Source organism: Alteribacter populi, assembly GCF_002352765.1.
Taxonomy (GTDB): Bacteria; Bacillota; Bacilli; order Bacillales; family Salisediminibacteriaceae; genus Alteribacter; species Alteribacter populi.
In genome coordinates, this window is the sequence record NZ_KZ293963.1 from 1,725,174 (window position 1) to 1,742,266 (window position 17,093).

A 17,093-nucleotide genomic window follows, 5' to 3' on the forward strand; every position below is an offset into this window, starting at 1 on the left:
TTACACCTCCTTTTCTTCACTCTCGTTTGTTGAGTGGATGCTCAAAATCGTCTCAAGAGTATCCTTTAATTCTTTCCTTGGAACAACTCGGTCAAGCTGGCCGTGCTTAAGTAAAAACTCCGCAGTCTGGAAGTCTTCAGGCAATTCTTGACGAATTGTTTGCTCAATAATTCTTCTGCCAGCAAAACCAATCATGGCCCCAGGCTCAGCAAGATTGAAGTCTCCTAAAGATGCAAAGCTCGCAGACACCCCACCTGTCGTAGGATGGGTCATAATTGAAATGAACAAGCCGCCTTCATTGCTCAATTTATTTAACGCTGTACTTGTTTTCGCCATTTGCATTAAACTGAACACGCCTTCTTGCATTCTTGCCCCACCAGACGCTGCAAACATAATAAAAGGCATGTCCTCATCAATCGCGCGCTGAATCGCTCGTGTAATCTTTTCTCCTACAGCCGACCCCATGCTCCCCATACGAAAGCGGGCATCCATTACTCCGATAACTGCAGGATAACCGTTGATCTTCCCTTTCCCTGTAACAACCGCTTCATTTAACCCTGTCCTCTCACGGTCGGCTTGAGACTTTTCAAGATAAGAAGGAAATTCAAGAGGATCCTTTGCAATCACCCCTTGGTCAAACTCCTCAAATGTACCATGGTCGAAAACCGAATCCATACGGTCGTAAGCACTTAATCTGTGATGAAAGCCACATGATTCACATACACTAAGATTCTTTTTCAATTCTTTTGTATACATAATGCTCTTACATTGCGGACACTTCGTCATTAAGCCTTCAGGAACTTCCTGCTTCGCTTCCTCAGAAGGTATAGTTGCGTACTTTTTTTTCTTTGAAAACAAATCCCGTAACACGTTTTCACCTCATTTATCTAAGTCCTAGTTTCTTCATTTTTATAGTAAACGACAGACTGTAGATGACGTAAATTTTTTCCATCATACCATTGTCGTTGTTATCATTTCAAGGTGGTTCGTTCTTCGTATATCATCAACTTAAGGCTAAAAACGACTATTTTCGAGGTGATTCCTTAAAGATTCTACAGCTAGTGGTTCATCATTTTGATTGATCGCTTCATAAATAGCTGTATGTTCATGAATCGCATCTTCAGCCCGGCCCTCTCTGGCCAGCGATTCTTTAAGTGCAACCTTACTGTATTCCACTAACGGACGCCATATATTTAACATTAAACGATTATGACAAGATTCAACAAGCGCCTTATGAAACAAGTAATCTTCTTCTGCTGGAATCTCACCTTTTGACAATACCTGTTTTGACTGCTCTATTATTTTACGTATTTTTTCAAGTTGTCCATCATTTGCCCGGGTACATGCTAGACGGACAGCTTCAATCTCAATTATCCGCCGTGTCTCTGTTACGTCCTGACGTGCCTTTGTATCTCTTAAAAAGAAGCCTGCTAAAATTTCTGCAAGACGATGGCCACCTGCTCGTTGAATAAAGGTCCCTTCTCCTTTTCGTGTCTCAATTAAATCAAGAAGTTCCAGGGCACGAAGCGCTTCTCTCACTGACGAGCGACCTACCTTTAATCGCTCAGCGAGTTCTCGTTCGGAGGGCAGTTTATCCCCCGGTAAAAGCTGATCAGCGTGAATAATCTGATCCAGCTCTTTTAATATATTAAGATAGACCTTGTTACCCGTTAAGGTCATGAAGTCCACCTGCTTTCATCCGTAAATAGGAAGGGGAGTTCAGAATATCGAACCCATCCAAAAAATGGGGCCTCCGAACTCCTAAAACATTCACATTAATCGTTAGTTTCATCAATCATCGTTAGCTGTTTTGTTTTCTTTTCAACAGCCTCAGGATCTACTTTCCTCCTGGCAACGCCTGTTTCCATCGCTGCTACCGCTACACTTTTTGCGACTGCAGGTGCTACTCTTGCGTCAAAAGGTACTGGAATAACATAATCAGCGTTTAACTTATCTTTTGGAACAAGAGCTGCGATTGCTTTTACAGCCGCTACCTTCATTTCCTCATTGATATGAGTAGCATACACGTCAAGCGCACCACGGAAAATCCCTGGAAAAGCTAACACATTGTTCACTTGGTTCGGGAAGTCTGATCGCCCGGTTCCAATTACACTTGCTCCAGCTTCTTTTGCCGCTTCCGGCATAATTTCTGGGTTAGGGTTTGCCATCGCAAAAATAATCGGATCAGGATTCATGCTTTCCACCATTTCTTTCGTAAGAGCTCCCTCAACGGAAACGCCAACGAAAACATCAGTGCCTTCAACAACATCAACAAGCTCCCCTTCAAGCTTATCTTTGTTCGTTACTTGAGCCATTTCATGTTTTAAATCATTCATCCCAAATGAACGTCCCTCGTAGATCGCTCCTTTTGAGTCGCACAAAATAATGTCTTTACAGCCCATGCTCAAAAGAAGCTTAATGATCGCAATGCCTGCTGCACCTGCACCGTTGACAACAACTTTAATTTCAGCCATTGATTTACCGGTTATCTTAAGAGCATTTAACAGACCTGCTGCTGTTACAATTGCTGTGCCATGTTGATCATCATGAAAGACAGGAATATTCATTTCTTTTTTCAACCGCTTCTCTATTTCAAAGCATCTTGGTGCTGCAATATCTTCAAGATTGACGCCTCCAAACGTAGGTTCCATCAGCTTTACGGTTTCCACAATTTGAGTCACATCGTTTGTATTTAAACAAATAGGAAAAGCATCTACACCGGCAAATGACTTAAAAAGAACTGCTTTTCCTTCCATTACCGGTAGCGAAGCTTCAGGTCCAATATTTCCAAGCCCTAGAACAGCAGTTCCGTCTGATACCACAGCAACCATATTACCTTTCATTGTATATTCGTAAACAGATTGCGGATCTTCGAAAATGGCTTTACATGGTTCTGCAACTCCTGGTGAATAGGCTAAGGATAAATCATCAGCATTTTTGACGGCTACTTTTGATACCGTCTCAAGCTTTCCTTTATTCACACGGTGCATATGTAGTGCTTCCTCTCTTAATGTCGCCATTCTCCCACTCCCTTTTCATTTCGATTTTTAGTGGTCTGACCACTTTCAAACAACTTCCATTATAACAAATCCTATTCGGATATACACCTATTCTTGTTTTAGGATGATATTTTTTTCTCCAAGTAACACTTCCAACCTAGACAAAAGATTCTTATTAGCAGAGACGTTCCATTCACTCGGCAATCGATAAACCTTTTTCTTATTTTCGTCGTATAATACGACCTGTACATCACCAGGGTCATCTTGAAGCAATCGTTTTAAGCGGTCTTTGTAGCCTGAGTCCTGATGATTTTGATCGATCTTGACATACAGAATAAAAGATTTAACTTCATTGTTAGCTTTAGCTATCACCGATTCAATCGATGTCATTTTATCAGCATGAATTTTCAACTGTCCTTTGTGAGTCCCGATTGTGCCTTCCATGAACACAAGTTGGTCTTTTTCAACCATTTGTCTATACTTTTCAAAGGTTTTAGGAAAAAAAGTAATTTCCATTTCACCTGTTTCATCAGAAAGGATCACAAAAGCCATTTGATCACCTTTTTTTGTTTTAATTACATTCACATCTTCAACAAGGCCTGCTAACCGGACTTTTCCTCCCTCTCGACCATCGTCAGCAATCAATTTGATTGACTTGCGATCATAAGAGGTAAGATGATCGAGATAAGGATGAAGTGGATGATTTGACGCATAAAAACCGAGGATTTGCTTTTCAAACGAAAGTGCCTCTTGCTCGCCAAATGGCGGAACATCAAAGTACTCCGGTTTTTCCAGATCTTCTTTAAATAAAGCAGTTTCGTTCTGCTGTATGAAATTACGAGCCTTTTCTCCAAACTCTATTGCTGAATCAAGATTGGCTAAGAGTCCTGCGCGGTGAATGCCAAAATCATCACACGCACCAGAAACAATCAAAGCTTCCAACGCTCGTTTCGGGAGTACCTTTGCCTCAATTCGTGAGCATAAATCAAACAAATCCTTAAACACACCATTTCTTCTTTCCTCTAAAATCGCCGTTACCGATTGAATACCAACATTTTTAATTGCTTTAAGTCCAATCCGGATTGTCTTACCCGAAGCGGAAAAGCGTGCACCACTATCATTCACTGAGGGCCTTTTGACTTCAATGCCTTTTTTTCTCGCTTCAGAAAGATACTCGGCCATTTTTTCATGATGGTGCAATACACCTGACAATAGAGCAGTCAAAAATGAAGTATGAAAGTTCGCTTTTAAATAAGCTAATTGATAGGCTATAACGCTATAGGCAACGGCGTGACTCCGGTTAAAACCGTAATCAGCAAAGCGTACAATTAAATCGTAAACGTGATTAGCCTCCCGAAGCTCATACCCTCTTTTTTGGGCACCGGACGTAAACTGGTCTCTCGCTTCTTCGAGAACTTCACGTTTTTTCTTTCCTACTGCTCTTCTTAAAATATCCGCTTCTCCAAGTGTGAATCCCGCCATTTTTGACGCAATTTGCATAATTTGTTCCTGGTATATCAGCACGCCATAAGTTTTATCTAAGATCGGCTTCAAATCATTGTGCGGATAAGTTACAGGTTCCTGACCATGCTTACGACGGATGTAAACTGGAATGTTTTCCATTGGACCAGGACGATATAAAGCGTTGACAGCCACAATATCTTCAAATTCCGTTGGTTTCAGTCTTTTTAAAACATTGCGCATACCTGTTGATTCTAATTGGAAAACGCCACTCGTATCTCCTTCACTTAGTAATTGAAAGGTTGCGACATCGTCAAAGGGAATCGTTTTTATATCCACCGCCTTTTGATAATCTTCCTGAATCAGTTGTACGATACTTTTCATGAAGTTCAAATTCCTGAGCCCTAAGAAATCCATCTTTAACAAGCCAAGCTCTTCTAGTGTGCCCATAGGGTATTGGGTCACTTTCAAGCCGTCGTTACCGGTTTGAATGGGGATCACTTCGGTGAGTTTATGTTCACTAATGACAACTCCCGCTGCATGAATCGAAGTATGTCTTGGCAGCCCTTCGATTTCCATTGCGACAGATAAAAGCTCCTGAAGATCATCGTTTTCTTGAACCAATTTTTTTAATGATGGGGTTTCTTTTAACGCATCAGTGAGAGTAACATTCGGCTTAGATGGAATCAACTTTGCCACACGGTCTATGAGACGCTGATTTACACTCAGCACCTTGCCTACATCTCTTATCGCCGCTTTTGCAGCTAACGTACCAAACGTAATGATTTGTGCTACATAACATGCCCCATATTTACTTGCAACATAGTGAATCACTTCGTCTCGCCTGTCGTCAGGAAAATCGATATCAATATCAGGCATGGACACGCGTTCAGGATTTAAAAACCGTTCAAACAAAAGTTCATATTTGATCGGGTCTACATCAGTAATTTCCAAGGCATACGCAACGAGTGATCCAGCCGCAGAACCTCTCCCAGGACCCGTTAGTATTCCCTTTTCATGTGCATAAGCCATAAAGTCCCAAACGATGAGAAAATAATCCTCATAATGCATGTCATTAATGACAGAAAGCTCATAGTCAAGCCGCTTCCAAACCTCTTTATCTGGTACAGAGCCGAATCTTTTTACGACTCCCTCCTCACATCGTTCGCGGAGAAATGCGATGGCGGACTTGTCTGATGGAACAGGGTATTTCGGCAATACTTGATTTCCGAATTCAATCTCAACATTACATTGCTCTGTAATTATTTCTGTATTCTTGCATGCCTCTGGCCAAGCTTCAAACAAGGCTTTCATTTGTTGTGATGATTTCAAATAATATTCATCGGATGATACAATTTCAGGAAGTTCTTCGAGTGTCTGTCCTCTACCAATAGCCTGAACAACTCGGTGCGCCCTTCCCTGATTAGCTGTTACAAATTGGACATGGTTACTCGCCACAAACCTTGGATTTTCTGTTGTTTGCTTTTTCCATTCATTTAAATCAAGAAGCAACTGTTTTTCTTCAGCTCGGTTATGCTGTTGTAGTTCAATATATACATTGATTTCACCAAAAGTACGTTGCAAGTTTACTAAAGCTTCATCCGCTCTGTATAAGCCACCCTCTTTAACTCTTTGCTGAACAAGCCCTCCTTCAAATGGAGAGATCACGATCAGTTCCTGAATGTTATGTAAATCCTCAAATTGAATAATTGGCTTCCCTCGTTCTTCTTGCTCATAGGCAAGCGAAGTTAACTGCATTAACTTTTGCAATCCCTTGTTATTTTTCGCTAACAGGACGAGCTGAAATAGGGATGATGATTCGCCGTCGGATTTCTTGAATGTCAATTCAACGCCGATGACAGGCTTAATCCCAGCATTTTTACATGCTTTATAAAATGGGACCGTACCATACATCCCGTTCCGGTCAGTCAAAGCTAACGCTGGGAAACCAAGGTGCTTTGCCTGCGCTACCAAGTGGTCGATCTTCCCCGCGCCATATAAAAAGCTGTATTCACTATGCACGTGAAGGTGGACATAGCTCATCTCCATCCTCCTCTCCCTTTCTTAAAGACTCTTTTATAAAAGATGTTGCTATTTTTTTAAATTAAAAAACGCTCAATAAGCAACAAACTTTATGAAACAACCTTCTTATATCAATGTTCTTTTCTATATTGTAACGCAAACGCATGTTTGTGACACCATGCATTATTATCTATCATATCTTTCCTGGTTTTCCATAGACATGTAGTAGAGGTTGTTCAAGGGCTATTGCACTCAAGTTCGTAACTTAGAACGGATATCCAACCTATAAAAGTGTTTCACATCCGGAGGGATTAACAGTGGACAAAGACTTTTTAGCAACGTTAATTATCGATTATTTTGTAGCCTTCGGTGTTATTATCGGCGGTACCATTGTTGGTGGAATTGGTGCCTATTTAATTGGTAAACCCCCTCTCTCCATCATGCATGACTTGGCATCAAGTCTCAAGATTTGGGCTCTTGTTGCTGCTATAGGAGGCACTTTCGATGCGATTTCCACTCTAGAACGGGGGATTTTTGAAGGCACGCATGCTGACATTTTCAAAACACTCATTATGATTTTCGCCGCGTTAAGCGGAGCTCATAGCGGAACTGTTCTAATTCAGTGGCTCACACAGGGAGGGATAAAGTGAGAATCCCTCCTTTTCACCATGACAAAAGTTGGCAGCGTTTTTTTGTCGGCGTCATCTTAGGGATGCTTATTGGCTGGCTCTTTTTCTTATACAATTTTGGTTATGTCCATGAAAAGTTAGTGATGGAAATTAATAAACAAAAATCTACCGTTGAAAACCATGAAAAAACCATTGATATCCTTCAAAAAGATCAAGATGAACAAAACAAAGAGAACCAGCAAAAGCTGACGGTTCAAACAATAAAAATCAACTTTACTAATGAAAAAGAAGTGAATTTGAGTGAGCTTACCCTGTTTGAGCTTAAAGAAGATGTAGAAAGTGAATTAGAGCTCGTTAAAAATAAAAGCATCGAAACCGTCTACAGTTCAAAAGAATTGTTACTAAAAGCGGTGCGAAATAAAATATTTGTAATTGGTGACAAGCGCTATCAGCTAGAAGTTGAACAACTAACGTTATATACTACGCTAGAATTAGAGCTAAGTATCCATGCAGCAGAATGAATGCTGTATACAAATTCCCTACTTTTTTGCTCAACTTATTTGTCATTTCATTGAACGTTTTTCCAAAAATAACTACTTTTTAATAAATTGGTGTATACTATAAATAAGGATTAACAGAAATCGCCGCAGTCACCAATGTAAAGATTCTTGCATATAACGATGAGAAGGAGTTGAATGCAATGAAAATCATGAGCAGAAGTAAGTTAGCTAAAGAAAAAGTAAAAAAAATTCAAGCTGGGTTTTCCGCTTTCGCCGAATCGAAGGAAGTGTCCGACCTCATCAAAAAAGAAATTGATACGATAGGCCTCGATGTCATTGTAGACCAGACGACATTAGGATCTTGGTTTATCCCTAAACAAAGAGCGTGACGTTAAAGAAGACGTCCCGCTCTTTGTTTCTTTGAGAGTTAGGAAGTAAAGCACACTTGAAATTTTAAAACATGCGACGGAAACGAACAAGAGACACTTACAATTCCTTGCTACAAATGTCGTCAAGCTCCTCCAATAATTGATCGGCTTCCTCCCAACTATAGACGGTTGCCCCTGATGCCATCGGGTGTCCTCCTCCATGATACCTCGTTGCTAAATCATTAATTATAGGTCCTTTTGAGCGGAGACGAACACGAATCAACTCTTCTTCTTCAACGAAAAATACCCAAGCCTTAACTCCTTTCATAGTTGAGAAGGCATTGACAATGCTAGCTGTCATTCCTGCATCAACTTTAAATTCAGCTAGCGTTTTTTGTGGTAGCTTAATGAAAGCCGCTCCCGATGGAAGTAGCTCAACTTGAGACAAGACATACCCTTCTATGCGAACGAGATCTAACGACTTTTCATACATAGCGTCATAAAGCTCTGGTCTTGAAAAACCAGTTTCTATAAGTCTGCCAGCCCAATAAAAGGTGCGGTCTGTTGTGTTTGGATGGCGGAATCTACCAGTATCACCAACAATTCCAGCGAATAACAATCTTGCAACCTCAACATTCCAAGTTCCTCCTGTATTGTCCCATTCATCATACAATTCACACACCATCTCACTCGTAGAGCTCGCTTCAATATCTACCCAGGAAAGGTCTCCATAAGGGTCAACTTCAGGGTGATGATCAATTTTAATAACTTGCTTCCCTTGGGTATACCGCTCATCATCCACTCTCGCTAAATTTGCCGTGTCACAAATGATCACAAGTGCATCATTATATTCTTCATCGGGAATGTCATCCATTTTTGCTAAATAATAAAATTCTTCACTGTCCTCACCTGTAATGTAAACTTTTTTCTCTGGATGATTAGCTAATATCAGTTGTTTCAATCCGGCTTGAGATCCTACTGCATCAGGATCAGGGCGGACGTGCCTGTGGATAATAATCGTTTGATATTTTTTTATCTGTTCAATGATTTTTCGCTTCATCATTCTGACTCCAATCTATTGCTAGTATAAGTATTAGTATAAGGTTATCCCAAATTTTTAAAAGGTACAATAAGCCACTTTAGCTTGATATTCATTTGATTTTTATGCTATTTTAGCTAATAGTGTGTGGTCAATAATGAGGACAATAAAGCCTGCGTAGATCGAGGCGGTCTTAGCAGAAGGTCCTTTAGTTCGATAACTGTTTTCCTCGGACTTTTTGAATCACCCTAGATAGTAACTATTATATTTGAAAAAGGAGAATGTCCATGTTCTTCCCTATTGTTATCGTTGTATCACTGATTTTATTTGTTTATTATAAAGTCCAGCAAGTCAAAGCTACAGGATTAATGGAAAAACGATGGTACGGTGCAAAAGGCAGCATTGCCGTTGGTATATTCATTGCAATCTTCGGGCTGAATGCTATGATCAATTTCGGAACAAGCATAGCGACCTTCGTTGGTGTTATCTTTATCATTTACGGGGGAATCAACGTTTTCTTCGGAATAAAAAATTACCAAACATTTCTTCCTTATGCTAAACAAGAAGCAGAAGAGTTAAAAAAACAAGAGACTCAGCAAGAAACAGCAAAAAAATAATGAAAGTTGTTGCTATTTGTTTTGAGCGTTAGGCAAGCGCATGCTTTATAGTCTCAATGGTGCTTTTCCCTTGAGACGAGCGGCGTGAAGGTAGCTGTCCTCTTATAAATTATCTTTTAAAAAAAGGTGTCCTAAGCACTCCGCTTAAGGACACCTTTTTCTCTACTGGTCTACCGGTCGATAAGTTGAGCCATGAGCATGGCTTTTCCGACAATTTGATTTTCATGAAAAATCTCCACATCGACTTTTCCAATCTTTCTTCCAACCTCTAATACTCGAGGATATACTCTCATCTCACTGTCAATCTGAACTGGCTTAATAAAGAAAAGGGTAATGTTTTCTACAACAAGCTCCCCTTTTTTATATTTTCTAAGAACCCGACTGCCCGCTTCTGTCACAATTGTGGTCATAACACCATAAGAAACTGTCCCCAAGTGGTTCGTCATCTGCGGTGTAACTTCGAGACGATAGACGTAGTCTTGTGAAGTAGAAACATCTTCAAAATGACGTGTCACTAAATCTTCAATCGTCTCGCCAACTTGAGGCTGTCTTTGGATCATCTGCAACGCCTTTAATACATCCTGTCTGCTGATTACACCTTGGAGTTTTCGGTTAGCATCCGTTACAGGCAACAGTTCAATTCCTTCCCATACCATTCGGTGTGCGGCTGAAGCAACGGAGGTCTTTGACGTGACTGAAATAGCCTGTTTTGTCATCACTTTTTCAATTTCAACAAACGGATTAACCCCCATGACATCTTTTGCTGTTACCATTCCTAACAGTCTTTGATCCGTTTCATCAATCACCGGGTAACGGCTGTGGCTCGTCCGTTTATTTAACTCATGCCATTTTTCCACCGTATGTGCATTTGTCATAAGGTACGTTTGATTTATTGGAATTAAAATATCCTCTACTAGTAAGATTTCTTTTTTGATCAACTGGTCATAAATAGCCCGATTAATCATCGCAGCTACAGTAAACGTATCGTAGCTTGTAGACATGATTGGTAGCTGAAGACGATCAGCAAGCTCTTTTACCTCATCACTCGTTTCAAAGCCTCCAGTAATTAAAACAGCGGCTCCTGATTCTAGAGCCAACTTGTGTACTTGTTCTCTGTTTCCTACAATTAGAAGGTTCTCAGGCTCAACATACCGCATCATAGCTTCTGCTTTCATCGCCCCAATAACAAACTTACTCAATGTTTTATATAACCCATCTCGTCCGCCGAGAACTTGTCCATCAACAATGTTAATCACTTCTGCGAATGTAAGCTTCTCAATGTTTTCTTTTTGCTTTTTTTCAATTCGAATCGTTCCTACCCGCTCGATTGTACTAACGGTGCCTTGGTTTTCTGCATCTTTAATTGCACGATAAGCTGTTCCTTCACTAACTTGAAGTGCCTTAGCTATTTGTCGTACTGAGATTTTACTCCCTACATCTAACGAGCGAATATGTTTTAAAATCTGTTCATGTTTTGTCATACGATTCCCACCCTAAAAGAGCTGTGTCACTCTTTGAATTCATCCTGTACTAATACAAGTATAATCTTCTAGGGTAAGTGTTTCAAGGTCATCAAAGAGTTTCATACACCTTTTTTCGCTGTCTGTTTCGCTTTCTCTTTCCCCATTCTCGGTCCGTATTACGGTCATTACGATCACTTTTCTCTCTTTCAATCAGCCAGCTGTAAACATTTCCTCCTAATACAAGAAAAGCAAATAAAAGCCAAGTAAAGCTAAACCAATTCCCCATCCCATTTTCAGCAGTTATTGGTAGTCTCGGAAGGGCTAAATAAAGAAGTAAAAAAGTGAGTAATATACATAAAAATAATCTGGAGCTTTTCATTTTTATCACCTCACTACACCATATGACTTGTCTTTTATAAACAGAACGAAACGAGTATCCATAAGAAAAAAACCGGAAAACCAACAGAGCCCTCATATGAGAGCTCCGCTGTTTAATATAGATGTATCTATTTCAACCTTTATAGGTCTACTTTGTCTCCTGCCTTCATCACAAAACCAGTGTCGTTTTTTAATAAATTAGTAAAGGCATTCGGATTTTGTTCAATAACCGGAAATGTATTGTAGTGTACAGGGACGACTTTTTTTGCTCCGATCCATTCTGCTGCTATGGCTGCATCTTCAGGTCCCATCGTGAAATTATCTCCAATCGGCAGAAATGCCAAATCAATCCGGTGGAGTTCACCTAATAGTTTCATGTCCGAGTACAAACCGGTATCCCCTGCGTGGTACACCGTCTTCCCTTCTGCTGAAAATAGAATTCCACTCGGCATTCCTGTATACACGATCTTTTGATTCTCTTCTTCTGTGTACGATGAACCATGGAAAGCTTGCGTCAATTTCACTTTACCGAATCCAAATTCATGAGCTCCTCCAATATGCATCGGATGAGTATTGATACCTTGCCATCCTAAATAGGTAGCTAATTCAAAAGGAGCTACCACAAGGGCATCATTTCGTTTAGCAATATCAACCGTATCTCCGACATGATCATTATGCCCGTGTGTTAGCAGTATCACATCGGCTTTGACATCTTCAGCTTTCAAGTCAGTTTCGCCATTACCATTAATAAAGGGGTCAATCAAAATGTTTGTTCCGTTCGTTTCAATTTTTACTACTGAATGGCCGTGAAAAGATACTTTCATGATTAGTTCACTCCTTATTTAATAGCTGTACTCTAATAGTTTAGGTGTAATATTTCCAAAGTTTTTATACACCTTATGTAAGGATAGATACCCTTTAAAAACCTTCTTTACTCATATATGTTAAGATAGTACATGCGAATGGTCAAATTTACCGGACTAGGAATCAGGAGGTTTTTAACTTGAATAACAGACTAGAAAAACTTAAGCAATGGATGCAAAAACAAAATGTAGACGTTGCGATGTTGCAAACTCGCGCTAATGTGTTTTATACGACGGGTTTTGACACTGATCCACACGAACGATTAGTAGCTTCATGTATTTTTCACAATGAGAGACCTTTAGTAATTTGCCCCGGAATGGAAGTAAACCAAGTTTCAGATATTTTAAAAGATGGGGATATTTTAGGGTATAGTGACACCGATCATCCATGGAGCATGTTAAAAGAGGCGTGGGAACAGCGAATCAAAGCTGTTAAAACAGTTGCCGTTGAACGAAACCTTTCCTGGGAACGTTTAAAAGAGTTAAAACGAGCTTTTCCTGAAGCTTCTTTCGTAGAAGTGGATGAAGCGATGGAGACAGGTCGTTTATTAAAAGAAGAATCAGAGGTAGAATTGTTGAAAGAAGCAGCCGCTCTTGCTGATTTCGGTGTTAAGGTTGGTGTATCTGCTCTTCGCGAAAACGTTACCGAAATGGAAGTACTCGCAACGATCGAGTATGAGTTAAAGAAAAAAGGTGTTCGTGAAATGGCATTTTCTACGATGGTATTGTTCGGAGAGAAAGCTGGAGACCCTCACGGTAACCCGGGCACTCGTACTTTGCAGAAAGGCGATGCCGTCCTCTTTGACCTTGGTGTGATTTGGAAAGGCTATGCTTCAGATATTACACGTACCGTCTTTTTCGATCACATAAAAGAATCTGACCAATCGATCTATGAAACGGTACTACAAGCACAAGAAAAAGCGCTGGAACTTTGTAAGCCTGGAACAGCTATCGGAGAACTAGACCGTACAGCAAGAGGATGGATTGCAGAGAAAGGATATGGCGACTACTTCCCTCACCGGCTTGGGCACGGATTAGGTATAGAAGTTCACGAGTTCCCTTCTATGCACGCCAAGAATGAATCTCCACTTCAGGAAGGAATGGCGTTTACGATCGAACCGGGAATTTACATTCCAAATCAAGCGGGCGTCCGCATTGAAGACGATGTGTACATTACAAAAGACGGATATGAGACCTTCACCTCCTATCCGAAAAACCTGCAAATTGTAGCAGCTAAATAGATAATAGAAAAACCTGATAACTCGCTTTTATTAAAAGGCTGTTTTCATAAAGCTGTTGTTTTTGAGCGTTTTACTGTCACGCAATTCGTGACAGGGCAAGCATGCGCTTGCCTAACGCTCAAAAAACAAATAGCAACAATCTTTTAGAAAACACCTTTAATAAAAGAAACATTAGAAATGAAAAAAACCTAGATCCGGACATTATCTAGGTTTTTTTACGTTATGATGTAATGTATAGGTTGTTGCTTTTTTCTTTATAAAAGTCTTATTCATTCCACACCCATGTGAAAAGGCAACGGTCTTGATCAAGCATTTTAATCTTTAATGACTCGATTCCTTCAAACCCGTTTTGTTTCATATAAGCTGCCATTTGCTCAGCTGATGGACCCTGCGAGAACCTTAACATTTCTAGAACTTCGACCACTTTTTCTTTAGCTTCAGTTCCTTTTACGACCCGCTTACCTTTTTCATATTCAAAGTGATTCGGATTTTCGTATTCCCATTCATAGCACGTTTCCTCTGAGACCACTGTAATTTTTAGGGAATTGTACAACATTAATTCCCTTTGGACATCCTGTTCATTCGCAGATGCTGACCCATGAAAGTGTACAAAGGAAACGATAAGCAGCATTAATGCAAAAATTCCCATTCTTTTTTTATTTGCCATCGTCTTTCACCTCTATCGTCATTGTGAGGATACGGACGCTTTTTTATTCAAAATTAACGGTACTTATGTAAAACATCTACCCCACCTGTGATTTCAATAACCGAGCCAGTAACCATATCCGCATGATCATCACAAAGAAACAGAACCGTTCTTGCAATATCCTCTCCTGTTCCAGATCGGCCTACCGGTGTTGTTGAGTCAGCAAGGCTTTTAGAGTGAGTAATAGAAGCTTCTTTCATTTCACCCACAATTTCACCAGGACAAATCATATTCGCAGTAATCCCATGTTCTGCTTCTTCAAGTGAGAGTGTTTTTGTCAAAGATACAAGCCCAACCTTAGCTGCGGCAAAAGCAGACCGGTAGAGCCACCCTGGTGCATGCTCCGCGCCTTGAAAGCCATAAGTAATGATCCTGCCAAACTTTTGCTCTCTCATGAGAGGAATAACCGATTTAAAGAGATAAAATGCTGAATTAAGATTCCCGTCGATCATCGATCTCCATTCTGCTTCTGAATAGTCCATTAGCTTCTTTCTTTCAAAAATATAGGGACCTGCATTAAGAACAAGAACGTCAATTCTCCCCCACTGTCTTACGGTATTCTTCACAATCCGATTAAGATCCTCTTTCTCATTGAGGTCACCTTTTATAAAGTTAAAGTAGCCTTCATACTCCTTTAGCTCTTGATGAAGCTTGTCTACCGCTTCTTCATCGCTTCGGTAATGAATCGTAACGCTATACCCTGATTGGATCAGTTTTTCGGTTACTTTTTTACCTAAACCTTTAGAACCTGCTGTAATTAATGCGTGACGCATCGCCATCACCTTTCATCTCGCTCAACGTACTTTATATTATACTAAGTGATAGGATCCATGTAAAAAAAGAATGCTCCCCCTCCCCATGTAGTTATGTAATACATAAGAAAAACCGCAATAGCGGTCTTTTGTTAAAACAGTTTCCTAAAAGATTATTGCTTTTAATAAGATAAAATCTTCGCTCGAATTCCGCAGGAGTCTCCGCCTTTCGCTCTTTCGTTTTATAAATCAATAACGACAATTTATGCGAAAAGTGACTTTATTAAAAAAAGCGTTAGGAGTCAGCTCTATACTTTTTTTCAAAAAAATCATTAAGGAGGCTCCTTAATGATTTTTTGTCTTTATTTTTGTTTCTTTTTAGCCTTCTTTTTAGGTGTTTCTTTTTCCTTTCTCACTTGCAGTGGCTCTTCAGCCAATTCTTCATTATACTCTTGCTCAGGAGAATGTTGATAATAGGAGTCCATCAATTGATTATGAACCGTTACTTCCCCTTCATTTTCATACAATCCAGAAGAAAGCTTCGTTTTTTTCGGCATACAAACACCCCCTTATCATACTTCAATTAGGTGTTAGTATTTAACGAAGTTCGGTCATTTATGTTTGATGGATAATAAAGTTGGTAATGGATTGGTATAGTAAGAGTTAACATTTCCCTTATTACATTCATACTAGATATTAAGGAGGCGTTTATAATGACTGTACGCTATTCAAGGATTTTAGTAGCTGTAGACGGATCCATGGAAGCAAAGCGAGCGCTGAGAAAAGCAAGTGAGCTGGCAAAGGAATATGGAAGTACCCTGTTTATAACTCACGTTGTCGACACTCGATCCTTTGCTTCGGTCGAGCCTTATGACCGCTCAATCGTAAGAGAAGTAGAAAATGATGCAAAACGTATGTTAAATGAATACAAAAAACAAGCTCAAAATAATCAGGTTGAAGATGTACAAATCATTACCGATTACGGATCACCTAAAGTAAAGATAGCAAAAAATATCGTCAAACAACATGACATAGACCTAATAGTCACAGGCGCTACTGGCTTAAATGCTGTTGAACGCTTTTTAATTGGCAGTGTTTCGGAATATATTACCCGACACGCAAGATGTGATGTGCTCATTGTTCGAAGCGAAGTCAAGTAACTGCAAAAATCACCCTATAAAATGAAAAGGGGTCTCTTTCCTTAACATTACCTGCGTAGTTTTTCCTGTAAGTGTCTTTTCCCATAAAATTGATGCGCTCCCTCAGCTATTTGCCTCGTAAACCGGTAATTAATAGTTGCCCCTGTAATAATACCGAACAAAGGAATTCCTTGGACGAGTTTTTTTCGCAACATTGTAAGCAAGAAGAGTTTTGTTATATTTTGAAGTGGGCGCTGCATCCAAGCTTGAGAAATGATATTCTCATCTCCATCGTAAAATAACCATTCTTCATCTGCTGACTCGGCTTCTTTTTCAAGATCCTTCCATGCAGGATACTGAAAGTGACGCGGCAACGAAACGACGTGAAATACTTTCAGGACGAACATCATTTCATAAGGTTTACGCAAGTCATATCCATACGTCATTGCGAGCTGTTGAATGGTACGCAGGTTAATTGCAAGGACAAGAGGAAGATCACTTAATGTAAACAACGGTCCGCCAACACCTGTGAGCCCCCCTTGAGCAAGCGAGAGGAGTCGTTGCTTAGCGAGTTGCTTTCTGGCTATGAACCTAAGCTGGTCAATGGTTAGTTTCTTCATGTCCTTAATTTCATGGATATCCTCATTAAATATTCGTGCTTGGGTAAATAGAGATACCTCGGTTTGTTTTTCGTAGGTCGTTTGTTGTATGGCAGCTTGTACATGAAACAAAATATCATCCATAAGCGTTAGCAGTTTCGAGCGCCACCGAGCATCCAATGAGGAATACGTTTGGTTAATCCACTTTTGGTATGTAAGTGAGATGTCAGTTCCTTCGATTTTAAAATACGACTTCTCCCAGTCCTCTATTTCTTTTAGCACCTGTTCTGCTCTAGACATCTTCATCCCACCTACCT

Annotated in this window: 18 protein-coding genes; 6 read left to right on the forward strand and 12 right to left on the reverse strand. The window is 40.1% G+C overall.

Annotation, left to right across the window (positions count from 1 at the left end; all coding sequences use genetic code 11):
• From accD to dnaE, 4 genes are all read right to left on the reverse strand, one after another.
• On the reverse strand, positions 1–870 hold the full coding sequence (gene accD, locus CDZ94_RS08405; RefSeq protein ID WP_096436080.1) for an acetyl-CoA carboxylase, carboxyltransferase subunit beta: 870 nt from the start codon (positions 868–870) through the stop codon (positions 1–3).
• Positions 871–1,014: 144 nt separating this feature from the next.
• Complete coding sequence (locus CDZ94_RS08410) at positions 1,015–1,680, reverse strand: FadR/GntR family transcriptional regulator (protein WP_096436083.1); 666 nt, start codon at positions 1,678–1,680, stop codon at positions 1,015–1,017.
• A gap of 95 nt (positions 1,681–1,775) precedes the next feature.
• Complete coding sequence (gene ystJ, locus CDZ94_RS08415) at positions 1,776–3,020, reverse strand: NADP-dependent malic enzyme (RefSeq protein WP_096436085.1); 1,245 nt, start codon at positions 3,018–3,020, stop codon at positions 1,776–1,778.
• A gap of 87 nt (positions 3,021–3,107) precedes the next feature.
• Positions 3,108–6,503, reverse strand: a complete 3,396-nt coding sequence (gene dnaE / locus CDZ94_RS08420) for a DNA polymerase III subunit alpha (RefSeq protein ID WP_157911723.1) — start codon at positions 6,501–6,503, stop codon at positions 3,108–3,110.
• 296 nt (positions 6,504–6,799) lie between these two features.
• Between dnaE and ytrH the strand changes: the two genes are divergently transcribed.
• The 3 genes from ytrH (at position 6,800) to CDZ94_RS08435 (ending at position 8,000) form a co-directional block, all read left to right on the forward strand.
• A complete protein-coding gene (ytrH, locus tag CDZ94_RS08425; protein ID WP_096436089.1) occupies positions 6,800–7,132 on the forward strand; it encodes a sporulation membrane protein YtrH in 333 nt (110 codons plus the stop codon).
• Positions 7,129–7,632: a sporulation membrane protein YtrI gene (gene ytrI / locus CDZ94_RS08430; protein WP_096436091.1), complete on the forward strand. Its 504-nt coding sequence runs from the start codon at positions 7,129–7,131 to the stop codon at positions 7,630–7,632. Before ytrH ends, ytrI begins: the two co-directional genes overlap by 4 nt.
• A 179-nt stretch (positions 7,633–7,811) precedes the next feature.
• On the forward strand, positions 7,812–8,000 hold the full coding sequence (locus CDZ94_RS08435; protein ID WP_096436093.1) for a YtzJ family protein: 189 nt from the start codon (positions 7,812–7,814) through the stop codon (positions 7,998–8,000).
• Between the two features lie 97 nt (positions 8,001–8,097).
• Here CDZ94_RS08435 and CDZ94_RS08440 read toward each other — a convergent pair whose 3' ends face one another.
• Complete coding sequence (locus tag CDZ94_RS08440) at positions 8,098–9,039, reverse strand: DHH family phosphoesterase (RefSeq protein WP_096436095.1); 942 nt, start codon at positions 9,037–9,039, stop codon at positions 8,098–8,100.
• A 266-nt stretch (positions 9,040–9,305) separates the two neighbouring features.
• Here CDZ94_RS08440 and CDZ94_RS08445 point away from each other — a divergent pair, with 266 nt between their 5' ends.
• Positions 9,306–9,635 (forward strand): YtpI family protein, encoded by a 330-nt coding sequence (locus CDZ94_RS08445; protein WP_157812132.1) that lies wholly within the window; start codon positions 9,306–9,308, stop codon positions 9,633–9,635.
• 170 nt (positions 9,636–9,805) lie between these two features.
• Here CDZ94_RS08445 and CDZ94_RS08450 read toward each other — a convergent pair whose 3' ends face one another.
• The 3 genes from CDZ94_RS08450 to CDZ94_RS08460 form a co-directional block, all read right to left on the reverse strand.
• Positions 9,806–11,116: a DRTGG domain-containing protein gene (locus tag CDZ94_RS08450; protein WP_096436099.1), complete on the reverse strand. Its 1,311-nt coding sequence runs from the start codon at positions 11,114–11,116 to the stop codon at positions 9,806–9,808.
• 91 nt (positions 11,117–11,207) lie between these two features.
• Complete coding sequence (locus CDZ94_RS08455; RefSeq protein WP_096436101.1) at positions 11,208–11,477, reverse strand: hypothetical protein; 270 nt, start codon at positions 11,475–11,477, stop codon at positions 11,208–11,210.
• Between the two features lie 139 nt (positions 11,478–11,616).
• Positions 11,617–12,300, reverse strand: coding sequence for a metal-dependent hydrolase (locus CDZ94_RS08460; protein ID WP_096436103.1), 684 nt, complete (start codon positions 12,298–12,300; stop codon positions 11,617–11,619).
• Positions 12,301–12,479: 179 nt separating this feature from the next.
• Between CDZ94_RS08460 and CDZ94_RS08465 the strand changes: the two genes are divergently transcribed.
• Entirely contained in the window at positions 12,480–13,580 is a 1,101-nt protein-coding gene (locus CDZ94_RS08465) for a M24 family metallopeptidase (RefSeq protein WP_096436105.1), read from the forward strand.
• Between the two features lie 265 nt (positions 13,581–13,845).
• On the opposite strand, the gene CDZ94_RS08470 is transcribed toward CDZ94_RS08465, so the two are convergent.
• From CDZ94_RS08470 to CDZ94_RS08480, 3 genes are all read right to left on the reverse strand, one after another.
• Entirely contained in the window at positions 13,846–14,247 is a 402-nt protein-coding gene (locus CDZ94_RS08470) for a hypothetical protein (RefSeq protein ID WP_096436107.1), read from the reverse strand.
• Between the two features lie 53 nt (positions 14,248–14,300).
• Entirely contained in the window at positions 14,301–15,059 is a 759-nt protein-coding gene (locus CDZ94_RS08475; protein ID WP_096436109.1) for an SDR family oxidoreductase, read from the reverse strand.
• A gap of 341 nt (positions 15,060–15,400) precedes the next feature.
• Positions 15,401–15,595, reverse strand: a complete 195-nt coding sequence (locus tag CDZ94_RS08480; protein ID WP_096436111.1) for a hypothetical protein — start codon at positions 15,593–15,595, stop codon at positions 15,401–15,403.
• Between the two features lie 156 nt (positions 15,596–15,751).
• On the opposite strand from CDZ94_RS08480, the gene CDZ94_RS08485 reads away from it, so the two are divergent.
• Positions 15,752–16,198, forward strand: coding sequence for a universal stress protein (locus CDZ94_RS08485; protein WP_096436113.1), 447 nt, complete (start codon positions 15,752–15,754; stop codon positions 16,196–16,198).
• A gap of 47 nt (positions 16,199–16,245) precedes the next feature.
• Here CDZ94_RS08485 and CDZ94_RS08490 read toward each other — a convergent pair whose 3' ends face one another.
• The gene (locus CDZ94_RS08490; protein ID WP_096436115.1) at positions 16,246–17,082 is read right to left on the reverse strand and encodes an EcsC family protein; all 837 of its coding nucleotides are present in this window, start codon (positions 17,080–17,082) and stop codon (positions 16,246–16,248) included.
• Positions 17,083–17,093 lie beyond the last annotated feature (11 nt).